This is a genomic window from Sporosarcina sp. Y1004 (genome assembly GCF_057669665.1).
In genome coordinates, this window is record NZ_JBYHFQ010000022.1 from 12,686 (window position 1) to 30,942 (window position 18,257).

General features: G+C 40.9%; 16 protein-coding genes, 1 pseudogene and 1 riboswitch. Of the genes and pseudogenes, 13 read left to right on the top strand and 4 right to left on the bottom strand.

Features of this window, described 5'->3' with window-relative positions; translation table 11 throughout:
• Positions 1-61: 61 nt before the first annotated feature.
• Positions 62-1,648, bottom strand: coding sequence for a phosphoenolpyruvate carboxykinase (ATP) (pckA, locus tag AC25Y6_RS14170; protein ID WP_488143492.1), 1,587 nt, complete (start codon positions 1,646-1,648; stop codon positions 62-64).
• 187 nt (positions 1,649-1,835) lie between these two features.
• A riboswitch (SAM riboswitch) is annotated at positions 1,836-1,954 on the top strand.
• A 191-nt stretch (positions 1,955-2,145) separates the two neighbouring features.
• Between pckA and metK the strand changes: the two genes are divergently transcribed.
• On the top strand, positions 2,146-3,342 hold the full coding sequence (metK, locus tag AC25Y6_RS14175; protein WP_488143493.1) for a methionine adenosyltransferase: 1,197 nt from the start codon (positions 2,146-2,148) through the stop codon (positions 3,340-3,342).
• Between the two features lie 106 nt (positions 3,343-3,448).
• Here metK and AC25Y6_RS14180 read toward each other — a convergent pair whose 3' ends face one another.
• Positions 3,449-3,961, bottom strand: coding sequence for a gamma carbonic anhydrase (locus tag AC25Y6_RS14180; RefSeq protein ID WP_482100078.1), 513 nt, complete (start codon positions 3,959-3,961; stop codon positions 3,449-3,451).
• A gap of 114 nt (positions 3,962-4,075) precedes the next feature.
• Between AC25Y6_RS14180 and AC25Y6_RS14185 the strand changes: the two genes are divergently transcribed.
• The 3 genes from AC25Y6_RS14185 (at position 4,076) to AC25Y6_RS14195 (ending at position 7,655) form a co-directional block, all read left to right on the top strand.
• Complete coding sequence (locus tag AC25Y6_RS14185; RefSeq protein ID WP_488141526.1) at positions 4,076-4,870, top strand: alpha/beta hydrolase; 795 nt, start codon at positions 4,076-4,078, stop codon at positions 4,868-4,870.
• Between the two features lie 38 nt (positions 4,871-4,908).
• Entirely contained in the window at positions 4,909-5,493 is a 585-nt protein-coding gene (locus tag AC25Y6_RS14190; RefSeq protein ID WP_488143516.1) for a histidine phosphatase family protein, read from the top strand.
• Between the two features lie 161 nt (positions 5,494-5,654).
• Positions 5,655-7,655 (top strand): methyl-accepting chemotaxis protein, encoded by a 2,001-nt coding sequence (locus tag AC25Y6_RS14195; RefSeq protein ID WP_488143494.1) that lies wholly within the window; start codon positions 5,655-5,657, stop codon positions 7,653-7,655.
• 197 nt (positions 7,656-7,852) lie between these two features.
• On the opposite strand, the pseudogene AC25Y6_RS14200 reads toward AC25Y6_RS14195, so the two are convergent.
• Positions 7,853-8,100, bottom strand: a pseudogene (locus AC25Y6_RS14200) (transposase); the annotation flags it as partial.
• 394 nt (positions 8,101-8,494) lie between these two features.
• Between AC25Y6_RS14200 and lepB the strand changes: the two are divergent.
• From lepB to nhaC, 8 genes are all read left to right on the top strand, one after another.
• The gene (lepB, locus tag AC25Y6_RS14205) at positions 8,495-9,022 is read left to right on the top strand and encodes a signal peptidase I (protein ID WP_482100075.1); all 528 of its coding nucleotides are present in this window, start codon (positions 8,495-8,497) and stop codon (positions 9,020-9,022) included.
• A 240-nt stretch (positions 9,023-9,262) separates the two neighbouring features.
• Positions 9,263-9,808 (top strand): GNAT family N-acetyltransferase, encoded by a 546-nt coding sequence (locus AC25Y6_RS14210; RefSeq protein ID WP_482100074.1) that lies wholly within the window; start codon positions 9,263-9,265, stop codon positions 9,806-9,808.
• Between the two features lie 63 nt (positions 9,809-9,871).
• A complete protein-coding gene (locus AC25Y6_RS14215; RefSeq protein WP_488143495.1) occupies positions 9,872-10,060 on the top strand; it encodes a hypothetical protein in 189 nt (62 codons plus the stop codon).
• Positions 10,061-10,187: 127 nt separating this feature from the next.
• Complete coding sequence (locus AC25Y6_RS14220; RefSeq protein ID WP_488143496.1) at positions 10,188-12,344, top strand: ATP-dependent helicase; 2,157 nt, start codon at positions 10,188-10,190, stop codon at positions 12,342-12,344.
• Positions 12,341-12,718, top strand: coding sequence for a fluoride efflux transporter FluC (locus tag AC25Y6_RS14225; protein WP_488143497.1), 378 nt, complete (start codon positions 12,341-12,343; stop codon positions 12,716-12,718). The genes AC25Y6_RS14220 and AC25Y6_RS14225 overlap by 4 nt, the downstream gene beginning before the upstream one ends.
• Positions 12,715-13,071 carry a fluoride efflux transporter CrcB gene (crcB, locus tag AC25Y6_RS14230; RefSeq protein ID WP_488143498.1) on the top strand — a complete coding sequence of 119 codons (357 nt, stop codon included), beginning with the start codon at positions 12,715-12,717 and terminating at the stop codon, positions 13,069-13,071. The genes AC25Y6_RS14225 and crcB overlap by 4 nt, the downstream gene beginning before the upstream one ends.
• 27 nt (positions 13,072-13,098) lie before the next feature.
• Complete coding sequence (locus AC25Y6_RS14235; protein ID WP_488143499.1) at positions 13,099-13,833, top strand: thermonuclease family protein; 735 nt, start codon at positions 13,099-13,101, stop codon at positions 13,831-13,833.
• Between the two features lie 385 nt (positions 13,834-14,218).
• Positions 14,219-15,607 (top strand): Na+/H+ antiporter NhaC, encoded by a 1,389-nt coding sequence (nhaC, locus tag AC25Y6_RS14240; protein ID WP_488143500.1) that lies wholly within the window; start codon positions 14,219-14,221, stop codon positions 15,605-15,607.
• A 115-nt stretch (positions 15,608-15,722) separates the two neighbouring features.
• Here nhaC and AC25Y6_RS14245 read toward each other — a convergent pair whose 3' ends face one another.
• A complete protein-coding gene (locus AC25Y6_RS14245; RefSeq protein ID WP_482100067.1) occupies positions 15,723-15,929 on the bottom strand; it encodes a hypothetical protein in 207 nt (68 codons plus the stop codon).
• A 947-nt stretch (positions 15,930-16,876) separates the two neighbouring features.
• Between AC25Y6_RS14245 and AC25Y6_RS14250 the strand changes: the two genes are divergently transcribed.
• A complete protein-coding gene (locus AC25Y6_RS14250; RefSeq protein ID WP_488143501.1) occupies positions 16,877-18,172 on the top strand; it encodes a hemolysin family protein in 1,296 nt (431 codons plus the stop codon).
• The last annotated feature ends 85 nt before the right edge of the window (positions 18,173-18,257 follow it).

Genomic DNA, 18,257 nt, shown 5'->3' on the forward strand with positions numbered 1-18,257 from the left:
TTATATCTGATTGTCTTTACGCCATTCCTAGTCTATCGGATATAGACTAAGAGCAATCTTCTTATGCGATTGGTCCGCCTTTATACGTAATCTCTTCTGAAACCGAACCGAATTTCTTAAAGTTTTCACGGAACATAGATGCTAGTTCTTTTGCTTTAAGATCGTAAGCATTTCCATCAGACCATGCATTGCGTGGGTTCAATACTTCTGTCGGAACGCCTTCAATCTCTGTAGGCATTGCAAGACCAAAAATGCTATTCATTTCTGTTTCAACATTATTTAGTTTACCAGCAAGTGCTGCACGAACCATTGCGCGTGTATATTTAAGATCCATACGCTTACCAACACCATATACGCCACCAGTCCAACCTGTATTCACTAGGAATACTTGTGCGTCATGTTCATCAATTTTTTTCCCAAGCATTTCAGCATATACTGTCGCTGGAAGCGGTAGGAAAGGTGATCCGAAGCATGTTGAGAATGTTGCTTCAGGTGATGTGATACCACGCTCAGTTCCAGCAAGTTTCGAAGTGAAACCACTTAGGAAGTGGTACATTGCTTGCTCTTTCGTTAATTTGGAAATAGGGGGCAGTACGCCGAAAGCGTCAGCAGTCAAGAAAATAATTGTTTTCGGATGACCTGCAACTGAAGGGTCAACGATGTTATCGATTGCTTGAATTGGATATGCTGCACGTGTATTTTCAGTCAAAGATCCATCATCGTAATTAGGAATGTTTGTTACTGGGTCGATAACAACGTTTTCAAGAACTGACCCGAAACGAATTGCACCGAAAATTTCAGGTTCTTTTTCTTGAGATAAATTGATACATTTCGCGTAGCAACCACCTTCGATGTTAAAGACACCAGTGTCAGACCAACCGTGTTCATCGTCTCCGATTAATTTGCGGTTCGCGTCAGCTGAAAGTGTTGTTTTACCTGTTCCTGAAAGACCGAAGAACAAAGCGACATCGCCTTCTTCGCCGACGTTCGCAGAACAGTGCATAGGCATGATGCCATTCTCAGGTAGGAAGTAGTTCATGACAGAGAAGATTGCTTTTTTCATTTCACCAGCATATTCAGTACCACCAATGAGAACGATGCGTTTTTCCATAGACACAATAATGAACGTCTCGGAATTCGTACCGTCAACTGCAGGATCCGCTTTAAAAGAAGGAGCTGAAATGATAGTAAATTGCGCTTCGTGTTTCGAGAGCTCTACTTCAGTCGGGCGAATAAACAATTGATGGACGAATAGGTTATGCCAAGCAAATTCATTCACGACTTGAATGGATAGACGTGAAGCTGGATCTGCACCAGCGAATCCTTTGAAGACGAACAGTTCGTCTTTAACTTTTAAGTGTGTAAGCATTTTATTATATAATGAGTCAAATACATCAGATGAAATCGGACGGTTTACGCTGCCCCAATCGATTTTGTCTTTGGAGGACGCTTCCTCGACAATATATTTATCTTTAGGGGAACGACCTGTATACTTCCCTGTTTGAGCCGTGACTGCTCCATCGGAAGTCAGTTGAGCTTCTCCACGTGATATCGCTTTTTCAACAAGTTGTGGTACTGAAAGTTGAATTTTTATATTTTCACCGGAAAGAAGGTTATTTAGATCGTCGCTAATCTTTGCTGTAATCATAATTATGTACCGTCCTTTACTCATAGTCCCATATAATTGGGTGTCATGTCATCACATTTCTTAAATAGTATAACACATTAAGAATAATAATCTATATTAATCAAAATCTCAAGCAATTAGTTGTAAAATCGGCAAAGAAATTTGACAGGGAACAAGTTTTTTCGTAGCATATATAGTTGAACGGATACTCTTATCCCGAGCTGGTGGAGGGGTCAGGCCCAATGAAACCCGGCAACCTGCAATGACTTATTTGTCTGCGCAAAGGTGCCAAACCTGTAGCAAGGCACAGTCCTTGTATGATAAGAGTGAAAGGTGCTTTTAAAATCATGCCTTTCCTCATGTATTAGTACGTGAGCGAAGGGCTTTTTAATTTGTTTAGCCCTTTATCCTCGTGTATAGAGCTCGCAGTGGCTTGTAGTCTTTCCTGAATCCGGGAGGACTCTACATGGGACATATGAGTACCGTATCAATCTCGTAGGATATAAGGAGGAAAAGACATGACTAACCGCCGACTGTTTACTTCAGAATCGGTAACTGAAGGACATCCAGACAAAATGTGCGACCAAATTTCAGATGCTATCCTTGATGCTATTTTGGAGGAAGATCCAAATGCACGCGTAGCATGTGAAACGACAATCACTACAGGACTGGTACTCGTAGCAGGTGAAATCACGACGACTACATATGTCGATATTCCAAAAGTTGTGCGCGAAACTGTTAAAGGCATTGGTTACGTTCGAGCGAAATACGGATTTGATTGGGAAACGTCTGCAGTTCTCACTGCGATCGATGAACAATCAGCCGATATTGCTGCGGGTGTTGACCAAGCACTTGAAGCGCGTGAAGGATTAATGACAGATGACGAACTTGAAGATATTGGAGCAGGCGACCAAGGTTTGATGTTCGGATATGCTTGTAATGAGACACCAGAACTGATGCCATTACCAATTAGCTTAGCCCATAAACTATCCTTTAAACTTGCACAAGTACGTAAAGATGAAACACTTTCGTACCTAAGACCGGATGGGAAAACGCAAGTGACTGTAGAGTATGATGGAAATAATATACCCGTCAGAATTGATACGATTGTTATTTCAGCACAACATCATCCTGAAGTGACACTTGAGCAGATTCAAAGTGATATTAAGGAATTCGTTATTAATCCAGTTGTACCAACTAATTTAATTGATGAAGAAACAAAGTACTTCATCAATCCAACTGGACGATTTGTAATAGGCGGACCTCAAGGAGATGCAGGTCTGACTGGGCGTAAAATCATTGTTGATACGTATGGCGGTTATGCCCGTCATGGCGGTGGGGCATTTTCGGGGAAAGATCCTACGAAAGTGGACCGCTCAGCTTCATACGCGGCTCGTTATGTTGCAAAAAACATCGTTGCAGCAGAACTTGCAGACCGCTGTGAAGTCCAGTTGGCTTATGCAATCGGTGTAGCTCAACCTGTATCGATTTCGATTGATACATTCGGAACAGGTACTGTTGAGGAGAGTAAACTTGTGGAATTGACACGTGAACTCTTTGACCTTCGTCCAGCAGGTATCATTAAAATGCTTAATCTCCGTCGTCCTATCTACAAGCAGACGGCAGCGTATGGTCACTTCGGCCGCACGGATGTTGATCTGCCATGGGAGCAAACGGATAAAGCTGGAGCTTTGAAAGAACTAACAGGGAAATAATTATTGAAAATGCCGGAAGCAAGGACTCCTCCTTAGCTTCCGGCATTTTTTATCGTGTGTTATTATCCTTCAATAAAAAAAGCCGCCAATCAATGGCGGCAATACATCACTTTTGTAGACTCTTATAATATTGCCCTTTTTCCGCGTATTCACGAACAATTCTTTCCATATCTGCACGGTCATCTTCATTCAGTTCTCGAACAACTTTTGCCGGTGAACCGAGTGCTAACATATTCGGTGGAATCTTCTTACCGGGCGGTACTAGACTGCCCGCTCCAATAAATGCCCCCTCGCCGATTTCAGCCCCGTCTAGAATGATGGAGCCCATGCCAATCAGCGCCCCTTTTTTTATAGTGCAGCTATGTAGAGTAACTTGGTGTCCAATCGACACTTCGTCCTCAAGGATTAGTGGAGAGTGCGGGCTTTGATGTAGGCAGCACAAGTCTTGCACGTTCACTTTACGTCCGATAATTGTAGCTGAGACATCACCGCGAATCACAGTATTGAACCAGATTGACGATTCGGCACCAATTGTTACATCTCCAGAAATTGTTGTATAATCTGCAATGAATACGGATGGATCGATTACGGGTGTTTTATCTTTGTAGGGATAAATCATTCAACTCTCCTCATTTCTTTATGTAGTGTATAATTATCGTAACAAAGATTAGGATTTTATAGTAGGTTAAGAGTTAAACAATAGAAAGAAAATAATGTAATAGGTTAGGGGAAGATGACCGTGTGGAAATGGGAAGCGGAAGGACAGCCTAAAGCTGTCGTGGCGATCGTTCATAATGTGTACGAACATCATAGTAGAAATGCTTGGCTCATTCAGAAGCTTCGTAATAGTGGTTTCCATGTCGTGGCAGGTGATTTACCTGGACACGGAGTAGAAAGCCAAGGGAAAATCCACAACGAACAGGTTGATACATACACTAAATATGTGGAAAAGTTAATAGAGGTCGGTCTCGGTGATAATCTACCTTTTTTTATTATAGGACATGGAATGGGTGCGACGTTCGTCATGCGTCTTTTGCAAAGAAAGAAAATTGAGTGTGCAGGAGTTGTATTCAGTTCGCCTTGGTTGGCGCTGCGTCACCAACCGCCGAAGTTTTCGAACGTACTGACTAAACTTTCATCTTCTACTAAGCTGGATCATGAAATTGATGTTGAAATGTTGACTCGTAACAGTGAGTTATATGAAGAAATACGGTCAGATGAGAATTATGGCACTGAAAGCACGGTATCTTGGTACAAAGAGTTACAGGCATTCATGAAATTGGTGGTACAGCACGAAGGAAATATGCATGATACTCCAGTTTTAATGCACATTGCAGAGGAAGATAAAATTACGGATACCTCCACTGTGAAGAAGTGGCTCATTAGGCAAAATCTATCTGAACTTCAGTACAAGCAATGGAAGCATTTGTACCATGATATTTATCAGGAACCGGAACGAGAAGAAGTTTACTTATATACGGAGTCATTTATGAATAATGTACTGAGATCTGTTGGATACGTCGTGTGAGAACGGCATTGAATTTTTCTAGCAAAGGGGTGTTTAATATTACGACTTTTGGATTTGTGAGACATGGAGTCACTACGTGGAATAAAGAAGGACGTGCTCAAGGGAGTACTGATATCCCGCTTGACGAAGAAGGAATTGAAATGGCTAACCGAGTGGCAAAAAGGCTTTCAAGCGAACAATGGGATTTCATCTACACAAGTCCCTTAATGCGGGCAGCAAAAACAGCAGAAATCATTGCTGATAGTAGTATTGGAATTCCTCTGATCGCTGACAACCGTCTGCGTGAATCAGGGGGCGGCTTAATCGAAGGAATGACGGAAACAGAGCGCGTTGCAAAATGGGGTCATTCGTGGAGAAAGCTTGAACTGGGGTTCGAACCGCAAGAGGAAATTGTCTCACGCGGTTTGGAATTTGTTAAGGAAATGAACGCGGCATATCCTGGGAAAAGAATCCTAGTTGTTAGTCACGGTGGATTTCTCGGCCGTTTGATCAACGAACTAGTTCCCCATAAAGACTTGAGAGAAAATCTTGAAAATACTTCACTTACAATTATTGAGCTTCGAGAAGAAAGAAACATGTGCGAATTATTTAATTGTACGAAGCATTTACAAATGGTTGATTAACAAAGCGCCAGCTAATGGCGTTATTTTTTTGGGGAAAAATATAATCTGAACCGTTGATACGATGCGATTCTGGAATAGTTCAAATAATAAAATAATGCTTCAGTCTTAGAGTCTTTTAGACTATACTTGAACTAAAAGGAATAATGAAAAGGGGAAATAGGATGAAATCAATTCGCACAAAAATTGTAGCTGGCGTTTTTTTACTATTTTTTGTTTCGGTTTTATTCATTTATGGCGTTGTCAGTACGCAGATGGAGAAAAATGCTACCGCAAATGTATTGAATAACAGTCAAGTCACTATTAAAGAAATGAATTATTCAATACATAACTTTCTGATGCAATATGAATATGCTTTAGGAATGGTGTCAGAAAACAGTAACGTTATTGATTATATCGATACACAAACTGGAAAAGAAAATGTAACGGCTACGCTAGACAAAGGGATAGATGAAGCTTTCCTAACTTATCGAAATAATTTATCTGAAACTGAAGCAATCTTTTTTGGATTTGAAAATAAGCATACAAAACTTTCTGGGGACACTCCTCCGCCGGAAGGATATGACCCGACTTCACGAGGATGGTATCAATTGGCAAAGGAAAGTCCTAACGAAGTCATTTGGACAGATCCTTATATTGACGCATTTACGGGCGGCTACGTCATAACGGTAACAAAAGGAATAATGAAAGATGGCGAATTTGTCGGAGCAATTGGGGTCGATCTTCTATTAACATCACTATCTGACAGAATCGGCAAAACAAATCCTGGCTTTGATGGTTACCAGTTCATTTATGATGCAACAGGCGTAGCTGTCGTTCATCCTGTTACACAAGGAGAGAGCAGCATCGAAGAGAAGCATGTTGCCTCACTGTATACAGATGGGAAAACAGACGGAGTAATCGAGTTTACTGAAAATGGTAGAAAAAAGATTGGTGTTTATGAGACGGTGGACAGTTTTGATTGGAAAATTGGAACGGTTTATGATGTAGGTGCCATAAAAGGTTCCGTAACTGAGGCACGTAATCTAATTTTAATCATAGCGCTTATTACTGAATTGGCCGTCATTGTTGTTTTGTGGATACTTATATCACGGCTTATCAGACCTCTTTATACGTTACAATCGGCAATGGACAAAATGGCTGATGGGGATCTAAATGCACATGCCGAAGTGAACTCGAGAGATGAATTTGGTCAACTGGCAACCAATTTTAATACAATGGGTTCTAAAATTAGAGATTTAATTACGCTCGTTAACAGCTCCGTCAATGAAGTTCGTCTCGCTGCAGAAAGCTTAAGTGCATCCGCGGAAGAGACGAATGCCGCTAGTGAGCAGATGGCTGGAGCGATTGATGATATTGCGTCTGGTGCAACAAAGTCTGCGCATGATTCTGAAGACGTTACGAAAACGGTCGACCACTTAGGTAATCAAATTGTTGGAATCCAAGAAAAAGCCAGCATTATGACGGGGATTGCCAAGGAAGCCGAGGTAGTCAATAAGAGTGGACTTAGTCAAGTCAATCAACTACAATCATCGTTCGATGGCTGGAAGAATAACCTACAGTCGATGGCGGATGTCGTTGGTGAGTTAGAAACAAAAGTCGGAGCAATCGGAGTAGTGATGGAAACGATTACTCAAATTTCTACGCAGACGAACTTGCTGGCACTTAATGCGAGCATTGAAGCCGCACGGGCGGGCGAACATGGTAAAGGCTTTGCTGTGGTAGCGGATGAAGTGCGTAAACTTGCAGAACAATCAGCTCGTGCTACAGAGGAAGTGAAAGCAACTGTTATGGAGCTTCAAAATGGTTCTCGTCAAGTTTCCATGCAAATGAGAGAAACGGGAGCTACATTCGAGAAACAAGGTAAAGTGGTAGAAGCTACACAAGTGACGTTCGCTGATATATCCGAACTGATGAATAAGTTAGAGCAGTCAATTAGTAGTGTCTACGATGAGGTCAATAAGGTAGTGGAGCATAAAGAAACGGTCATGCAGACAATTGAAACAATGGCGGCAACCGCTGAAGAAACAGCGGCTGCAAGTGAAGAGATTAGTGCGTCGACAGACGAACAGCTTCGAGCAATCCAAGAAGTGGCACAAGCCGCGGACACATTGTCGGAGTTAAGTGACGACCTCTATAAAGCAATCAGTCATTTCAAAATCTAAAAATAGCATTCATAACTGAACTAAGCACTGTCTTCGGACAGTGCTTCAGATTTGTAGACAAAAAGGCTGGAAATCAAATTGATTTCCAGCCCTTTTGTCTTTTTAATGTTTTGTTTGCGAACAATAGCCATATTCTATCACTATTTTTATTTCAATTACGCCGTAGCTGGCGTTTTTCTGGTCCAGTTTGTGAGCATCTAAAGATTTTGGGCAGGGAAAGTTAGCATCGCCTGCATAGACAATTTTATAAGCCCTCTAGGGGTTGTCCATCGCATACCATGCTTCTCTTTGGCATTGGCAAAGACGCGTTCGACCGTCTCTTTTCGATTACCATATTTTCTTTGATATCATAGTGGTGTCTAAAGTCCCCCACTACATCCAGATAGTCTTGCCAGATGTGTCGCTGAATTAGCTTTTGTTGGTTCTTACTGTTTGTGCATCTTGCCCTTCCCGTTCATGAATTTGATTCTTCGTCATCATATCCATCACCTCATTTGATACTTAGGAAACACTGTTGATTGGAGCGGAGAGCGGCGACTCCTGCGGGAACAGCGCGAGCTGAAGGCCCTGGACTGAGCGCAGCGAGGGAAGCGGCTGAAGCCGTGCCCGCGGAGAACGTCCGCTCGCAGCGGAAATCAACTTTTCAGGCTTTATTCCATTGTAAAAGAAAAAAGACTGTAAGCACTGTCTTCGGACAGTACTCTATCAATTTAGAAAAGAACTTTGACGTTTAGCAGGAAAATTGGATTAAGAATAGAATATAGAGCATAGGTAGTTGTTAAAAGGGAAGTCTTGTTTTGTGCAGATAAAAAACAACGAAAAGAGTTGGGGGTTATCAGATGAAAGAAGGAGAAAAAAGCGATCTTATTTCATGGATTCAATCATTAGCAATAGTCTTCATTATTGCAATTTCCGTACGGCAATTTCTCTTTACACCGGTAGTTGTTTCCGGTCAATCGATGCTGCCAACTTTTGAAAATGATAATAAAGTCGTCATTTCAAAGGTATATAAGATTGATCGCTTTGACACGATTGTTTTTCATGCTCCCAATTCTGACGATGATTTCATCAAGCGAGTAATCGGTCTGCCGGGCGACGTAGTTGTCATGAAAGACGACATACTTTACATAAACGGCGAAGAATACGAAGAGACCTATCTCCGAGACATGAAAGAAAATGTTTTCGAAGGACAAAAATTAACGCAGGACTTGAAGGTAGAAGTACCAGAAGGTTATTTGTATGTCCTCGGCGATAATCGGAGAAACAGTACAGATAGCAGAATCATTGGCTTCGTTGATGAAAAGTCGGTTGTGGGTTCGGTGAAATTCAGGTTCTTCCCATTCCAGGAAATAGGAATTACTAAGTGAAGCATCAATCCAATCATTCTTTCATCCTCGGAATTGACGGTGGTAGTGGATCAGGGAAAACTACGTACGCTCTTACATTGCAGCAACAGTTAGAAGGTTCAATTGTCTTTCACCTTGATGATTTTATTCAGAAAAAGAAAGTCCGATATACCTTTTTCCCGCTGAAGAAGTGTATTTACAAATGTGTAATCCGCGTACGCTAGCAGATGAAATTCGATACGACGTGAAAGGGAGTTTCTAATGACATTTCCACTTTTAAAAACCTCACGCCTTCTATTGACTGAAGTCACACCGGATCATGCACCAGCGCTATTTGAGGTTTTTTCAAATCCAGAAGTAATTAAGTATTATGGAATGGACTTGATGAACGAACAGGCTCAGGCAGACAAAATTATACAGCATTTTAGGACCAATTTTGAAACGGAAAAAGGAATCCGCTGGGCAATTATGTTGAAGGATAGAAATCAGTTCGTTGGCACAATTGGTTTAAATAATCTAGCACTCGGTATGAAAAGAGCCGAAGTCGGATTCGAAATACATCCAGATTTCTGGAGAAGTGGCATTACGTCTGAGGCACTGCAAGAAGTTCTGCATTATTCATTCACAGAACTCGGTCTTCATAGGATAGGCGCAGTTACATTTCTAGCAAACGGTGCATCAATCGGACTTTTGAAGACAAATGGGTTCATAGAAGAAGGAAAGTTGCGCAGTTATTTATTTCAAAATGGGCATTCGCACGACGCGCTAATGTTTTCCCGAATCCATAACGATGGGTCTGTTAAATGAATAAGAACACTCCGATGAGGGTATATTTTTACTGACGAATCTCGAATAGAGGAGTGAAGAACATTGCCACAAGACGAAAAAAAGCCGATGTCCGATAAAAAGACGGGTAGCTTGAACCAAACCGAAACGACTGGCAAAGAATTTTCAGATGAAGAGCGTCATACAAACGAAGTCGCTTCGACTGAGTACACAGGCGGCGGAGAAGGAAAAAAGGATTTGAAAAATGACCGACTCGAAACGGGCGGATTTTAAGACGATTTAGAAGGTCTTTGCACATTCATTGTGTAAAGGCTTTTTGTTTGGGTAACGCTGGATTCCTCTACAATTAAGCATTCTTATGGTAAATTTAGTACAGTTGAAGTAAAAGGAGTTACAAACCATGAATGACTTTTTCGAACGTAAAAAGAAAGAACTAAATATAGATTTAAATGCTGTGCAGAAGAAAGCGGTAACGCAGACGGAAGGCCCGCTCCTTCTATTGGCATGCCCGGGTTCTGGGAAAACGACGACGATGATTATGCGAATTGGTTATTTGATTGAAGAAAAGAAAATCAACCCAAAACGCATAAAAGCAATTACATTCAGCCGGGCATCTGCGCGCGATATGACAGAGCGTTTTACACGGTTTTTCCCACTGAGTTCCAGAGTCGACTTTTCGACAATACATAGTTTGGCATTCAACATTGCACGTACGTATTTAGAGAAAATCGGTACAACTTATGAACTGATTGAAGGAAGCGGTAAAGGACGTCAGTCAGTCAACAAAACTTTTTTATTAAAAGGGATTTATAAAGAAGTATTAAAAGAGGATTGCACGGATGACGAATTGTCCTCACTTTCCACATTCATCAGTTCCATTAAAAACCGGCTAATTCCTATTGGGAAATGGGACGATCTAAAAGGACCTGTCGAAAAGGCGGGCCGTATTGCAAAGAAGTATGAACAATATAAGATGCGTACAAAGGGTCACTTACTTTTGGATTTCGACGATATGCTGACGACTGCAGAACAGGCACTTCGGGAAGACGATGAGCTAAGTGAACATTTTCGAAACCTCTATGATTACCTTCTGACAGATGAGAGCCAAGATACATCACTTGTTCAGCACAAGATTGTTGAGCATCTAGTGGCGCATCATGGCAATCTTTGCGTTGTCGCAGATGATGATCAGTCAATCTATACATGGCGAGGCGCTGAGCCGGATTATCTGCTGGACTTTAAACGTGTCTATCCGGACGCCCAAGTGCTGATGATGGAGCGCAACTACCGTTCGTCAAAAGAGATAGTGGAGATGTCTTCGAGGTTCATCAAACGCAACAAAACACGCTATCCAAAAGAAATGCACACTGAAAATGACAAGTTAGGACCCATTTATATTAAACAACTGAACAACCCGAAACAGCAGTTGGAATACGTGACGTACGAACTGCTGGGTGAAAAGAATTTGAATGAGATCGCCATATTGTTCAGGAATAACTCATCTTCGACGATGTTCGTAAGCGAGTTGCACAGGCGGGGGATTCCATTTTATATGAAGGATGCAGACGATAAGTTTTTCTCGCATTGGATTGTTGAAGACATTCTGAATTTCATGCGTCTCAGTTTTAATGTGGAACGAAAAGATGTTTTCGCAAAAATCATTATGAAAATGAATTTATTTATCTCACGAAACATGCTTACTACGTTTGAAAATACGGAAACGACGGGGAATGTGTTTGATGCCTTTATTCAAACGGTTGAGTTGAAAGACAGCCAAGTTAAAAAGTTAGCGGACTATAAAAAAGGCTATGCTGTGATTCCTGACATGCGGCCTGAACGAGTAATTCAGCTAATTCGCAACGATTTTGGTTATGAGGCGGGACTAAAAAGTAGGGCCGAAAAATTCGGCTATCGATTCGATAGTCTCCTACGCATTTTGGACACGCTTGAAGGCATTGCATCACAACTCCGAACGATGGTGGAATTTGCAACGCGTTTGAAAGAACTAGAACAAGCTGTACAAAATGCTAAATTCAATGCCCCAGAAAATGCAGTGACATTATCAACGTTTCACAGCGCAAAAGGGCTTGAGTTCAGACGTGTATTCATGATTGATTTACTAAAAGGGATCATCCCATCAGAGGACGACGAAGGGGACGTGGCAATGCTTGAGGAAGCGCGTAGGCTCTTCTATGTCGGCATGACACGTGCTAAAAATCGTCTTGAATTGCTTTCATATGGGCAGGACGAAGGAAAACCTAAAGAAGATTCGAGGTTTCTGAATGAAGTGCGAAGCCTCCTATTGAAACCGGGAGAAGTGAAAAAAGACCAGAAACCGATGAAGATTACAAAAGCAGAGATTGAACTTAACCCTGACGGTATACAGGATAGTGAGGAACTCAAAGTCGGAATAGCAGTTAAGCACAGAGTCTTCGGATATGGTGAAATCATCCGTCGTGAGGGTGAAGAAATTCATATTCAATTCGGTGAAACAGAGAAAAGGCTTGACCTTGATACTGTGATATCTCTAAGGCTACTTGAGAAAGTTGCCACATGAAAAAGTTGTTGTGGATTGGGTTGGCGGGAGCGACTGGTGCAATTATGCGGGTGGCGATTGGTCAAGTCATTTCCAGCGATTCAGGATTCCCTATTTCGACTCTTACTGTAAATGTGATTGGAACATTTTTATTATGTTTCATCCTCGCAGGTGCTTTTCGCTCACTTTCAACACATAAAGAATTTCAAGCCGCAGTTACAACTGGTTTTCTTGGTTCATTCACAACATTTTCCGCTTTTAGCATGGAAACGGTTTTACTCGTAGAACAAGATCAATTTCTGCTAGCTGGACTGTATGTCATTATAAGTGTATTTGGTGGAATTTCTGCAGGTGTCCTCGGCTTTCATCTTGGCGGTAAGAAGGTGAGCCCATGACTTTTTTTGAATTATTGATGGTTGGAATCGGAGGTTTTTTTGGTGCTGTCACTCGGTATTTCATTTCCTCTAAAATGAATGGTGAAAAAACTTTGCCTATGGGCACATTGCTTGTAAATCTGACAGGGTCTCTGCTGATTGGAATCATTTTAGGGCTTGGATTACCTCTGTGGGTGAAATTGCTATTGGTCTCAGGATTTGCTGGGGCACTGACGACGTTTTCTACGATGAATAAAGAACTAATCGAACTTTGGAAAAATGACAAAAAGCATCAAACAGTACTGTATTTGCTGTTAACCTATGGGGGGGGAATTGCGCTGGCAGCCCTCGGTTATTACATAGCGGAAATTTAATTGTTTTTACGAAAAGGAATGAGTTATATGGCAAAGGTAAAAGTGAATAAAATTTTAAAAAGCCCGTCAGGTATCGTCAGTATCATTCTTGTCTTAGCCGCTTTAGTTATATATAATCTGTTCTTCCCGGAAACAGACCCAGAACCAGGCCGCTCGGATTTGATCCCTGTCGAACTTGTAAAGACAATCGACGGCGATACGATTAAAATTATGTATGAAGGCAAAGAACAAAATGTCCGTTATTTACTCGTAGATACCCCGGAAACGAATCATCCGCGACTCGGTAAGCAGCCATTCGGCGACAAAGCAAAAGAGCGCAATCAGGAGCTTATGAACAGTGGGAAACTTGAAATCGAATTTGACATTGGCGGAAAAACAGACAAGTATGACAGACTGCTTGCCTATATTTACATTGATGGTGTAAGCGTCCAAGAAAAGCTACTTGAAGAAGGTCTTGCCCGCGTTGCGTATGTTTATCCGCCGAACACACGATATCTCGACACCTATGAAAAAGCGCAGGCAAAAGCGAAAAAAGCGGGAATTGGCATCTGGACACTTGAAGATTATGCGACAGATCGCGGATTCGACAGTGAAACTTCTGTTGACAAGGAAGCCGTGAAGAAGCCGGTGTCGGATGCTGGAGAATCTTTCAAAAATTGTACAGAACTGCGCAAGAGCTATCCGAATGGTGTGAAAAAAGGACATGCTGCATATTCCGAAAAAATGGATGGCGATAAAGATGGCTTTGCATGTGAACGTTGACACTTCGTTTAAGAGTTAGATAAAACACTCAATTTCGTGTTTTCGTAATCCACTTGACTTGCTCCAGTAACATGATAATATTCAAATCAATTACATTCGAAATAACTAATCGTTATAATTAAATAAATGTGAGAGATGGTCCAGTAATCAAATTGTGAGCAGCAGCTAGAGACTGAATGGCAGGTGTGAATTCAGGCAGCAATATGTATGAAGTACGCCATCCGATTTTCTCAACGACTAATGAAGTGGATGGCCGGTTCAGGACTGGTTCGTCAATTAGGGTGGTAACGCGGAGAGCTCCTTCGTCCCTTTCCAAGGGATTGAAGGGGCTTTTTTTGTATCCAAAAGTACTTTTCAGTTTTCAACCATCGAGGAGGATTTCATCATGTTTAAAATAAAAGCAATTATTTCGCCGACTTTTACAGAGGCGGTAACACTTGTAGCAGCAATTGTATTGATGATTAGTGTAAGTATCGTTAAATTTGAAGCAGTTCCGCATATGCCAATTCTATTTTCCATAATGTTATTAATTTGTTATGGTCTGTTCAAAAAAGTTCCTTACCGTAAACTTGAAGGTGGTTTAGTAGAAGGGGCTGGAGCCGGAATGAGTGCGGTCTTCCTGTTTTTCTTCATCGGAATATTGATCAGTAGTTGGATGATGAGTGGGACGATTCCAACGCTAATCTATGCAGGGTTTAATTTGATCACGCCATCCTTTTTCTTTGCAATTGTTTTTATAGTCACTTCAATCATTGGTCTGTCAATCGGCAGTTCTTTGACTACGGTTGCAACGGTCGGTGTTGCATTTATTGGTATGGCTACAGTGCTTGACCTATCAATGGCGATAACGGCAGGAGCAATCGTTTCTGGAGCATTTTTCGGAGATAAAATGTCGCCTCTTTCAGATACGACAAACCTTGCTTCTTCGATTGTGGACGTAGACTTATTCGAACATATACGAAATATGGGCTGGACAACAATTCCCGCTTTTGTTATATCATTAATTATCTTCGGTATACTTTCCCCGAGTACCACGGTGACTGAAGTCGATAAAATCGCCTTTTTCCAGGAAGGGCTTTTAGAGACAGGGATGATTCATTGGTATACGGTAGTTCCGCTAATCGTTCTTGTTATTTTTACGTTCATGAAAGGTCCTGCGTTAATGACATTGGCAGTAAGCGCAGCCAGTGCGGTCGCAATTTCATTTTTCCATCAAAGCTATAGCGCAGCACAAGTATTCAAAATCTTATTCAGTGGCTTTGTTTCTACGACAGGGATTGAGGACATTGATGCGCTGCTCACTCGTGGCGGCATGGAAAGTATGATGTTTACTGTTGGGTTAGTATTATTAGCGCTTAGTATGGGCGGGTTGTTGTTCACGCTTGGGATTGTCCAATCACTGCTTTCCAAAATTGAAAGTCTATTGAAGAAAGCATCATCGGTGATTGCGGCTTCTGCGTTAACCGCTATTGGCATCAATGTGTTGATCGGTGAACAGTATTTATCGATATTACTAACAGGCCAAGCATTTCAATCACAATTTGAAAAGGTGGGCCTCACGGGCAAGAATTTAAGCCGAGTGATGGAGGACGCGGGGACAGTCGTGAATCCATTAGTGCCTTGGAGTGTCTGCGGAATTTTCATCACGGGAGTACTAGGCGTCTCTACGATGGAGTACTTGCCATTTGCATTCTTTTGCCTGTTATCACCTATATTAACGGTTTTCTTCGGATTTACTGGGAAAACGTTGACCTATCGGGCTGTAGAAAAGTGATGTATGAGTAGAATTATGTAACGGGAGAGAGCATACCTCATTAGGTAGTGCTCTTTTTGGTGTGGAATTATGATCGAAGGGAAATACAAGCAATAGCGTATTCTTTTTGCACAAATTATTCTAGACTTCGTTTCTCTGCAATTCTGCAATCCAATGCTGCCCCCGCAATGAATCCTGGAATACCTCCACCTGAAATAGAAACAAACACAAAGGACATTTTAAATGTGCCGTATACGCTATAGAGCGCAGTACATACCAATAGACTTGTTCCAAAAAAGAAAAGTATCGAGTATAAATATGTGATGGCTAAATCATTGTTCATTTGTAGAACCTATTTTTCTTTTTTGATACGAAATGCTGATGTATAGTCGTTTTTCTACTCATTTATTTCACGCCTTTCATCCTATGTTGGGGCCGCTTCATTACTGTAAAAGTAGCGTGACTAACGTAAATAAAGAGATTGGTATAGCAAGTTGCAGTTATTACGCTCGTATATTTTACTACTTTATAAAATCTTTGCCTAGATTTCCTAATTTTATTCGACAATGTAAAGCTAAGGCTAAATCTATTTCTAAGTTGTATTATGAAGTCGTATGATTTTAACCATTAATCATGAGAAATGACGACTCTTCTATAAGAATCATGCTCAAATACATCCATTCAATTAGACAGCCATATTTTAAGACATATTTAGGTGAATTTTTGGGTATATCAATTAAGAACTTTGTATATTTAACGAACATTATAAAATTGTTTGTTCAGGATACATATATTATTACATGAAAATGGTAAACTAGAGGCATCACGTGAGAGTTTGGAGGCGAGCCTATTGGGAAGGATAAACTAAAAATTGCGGAATTAGCCGGTAGTGCAGCTGTATCCAAACGGGGAATTGATGATAATACAAACTTGAATCCTTTAAACCGTCACGTTCCGACACAGGTAATCGTTTTTTGAACTTTCTGATGTTGATTTATTACAGAAAATCGTACATATGAAAGGATAAGGGTTCCCCTGTCAAAAACTTCCGATTCTTAATTCTAATAATCAGATGTTGGAGAACGCACTCCTAATATTAACTAATCTCCAAGAAGTTTTTGATTTAGTAAAATGAGTTAATCGGAAAATGCTTCAAATAATCAAAGTATTACTCATAATACTTTTCCGGTAATTCATGCTATATACCAATTACATGTATAATTCAATACTCGATAGTAGCAAACTATCATTTATGGAGGTGGAAGCCTTGCATCACGTAAGGTTATCATAATGGAAATAATAAACTTAGTATTAGTCGCATTACTTATCGCTTTAACCGCATTCTTTGTAGCAACAGAATTTGCATTAGTGAAAGTTAGAAGTTCAAAAATTGACCAACTCGTTTTAGAAGGTAAAAAAGGGGCTCTATCTGCAAAACATGTAACGACTCATTTAGACGAATATCTTTCTGCATGCCAATTAGGAATTACAATTACGGCTCTAGGGCTTGGATGGCTTGGTGAACCGACGGTAGAGACAATGCTACATCCTTTGTTCGAAAGGTTCGCTGTAGATCCATCTGTCTCTCAGATTCTTTCCTTTGTCATTGCCTTTGTCTTCATCACTTTCCTACATGTTGTAGTGGGGGAACTTGCTCCGAAGACGATAGCGATCCAAAGAGCAGAAGCACTGACATTGCTTTTTTCTAAACCAATCATGTGGTTCTATAAGTTAATGTTTCCGTTTATTTTTGTGTTGAATGGATCAGCTCGTTTGCTTATCGGTCTATTCGGCTTTAAGTCAGTATCGGAACACGAAGTTGCTCTTTCGGAAGAAGAGTTACGGCTCATTTTGTCAGACAGTTTTAAAAGCGGAGAAATTAACCAGTCCGAACTGAACTATGTCAACAAAATGTTTGAATTCGACAACCGAATTGCAAAAGAGATTATGGTGCCACGGACTGAAATGGTAACGTTCTCCTCAGATGTTTCTTTCGATGAAGTAGCCTATACAATCCAAGAGGAAAGATACACACGATATCCCATTTACGAGGGGGATATAGACAATATCATAGGTTTCATCAACAGCAAGGATTTACTATACTTCACCCTCGGCGATCGCTCGTCGTTACAGACATTCTCCATTAAAGACTTGTTACATCCAATACCAATGGCAATCGAAACATTGCCAATCGATGAAGTTCTGAAAAAAATGCAAAACGAACGGTCCCAATTATCGCTTGTAATCGATGAATATGGCGGCACGGCTGGAATGGTAACAATCGAAGACATCCTTGAAGAAATCGTCGGGGATATACACGATGAATATGATGCAGATGAAATCGCGGAAATCACAAGGATTTCAGAGAACCATTATATCGTCAGCGGTAAAGTGTTGATAGAAGAAATCAATGATTTGCTTGGGATATCACTAGAAATGGATACGGTAGATATGATTGGCGGATGGTTCTTAACACAGAGTTCCGATCTTAAAGAGGGAGAACGGATTGAGCAAGATGGCTACATTTTTATCCTCAATGAACTAGAAGGGCACCAAATACACTATATAGAAATTCAAAAAATTTGATAAAATATCTATTTGTAAATGACCATATAATAAACAGGAATACAAAAACGCTGATGAATTCTCATCAGCGTTTTTTTAGTTTAGA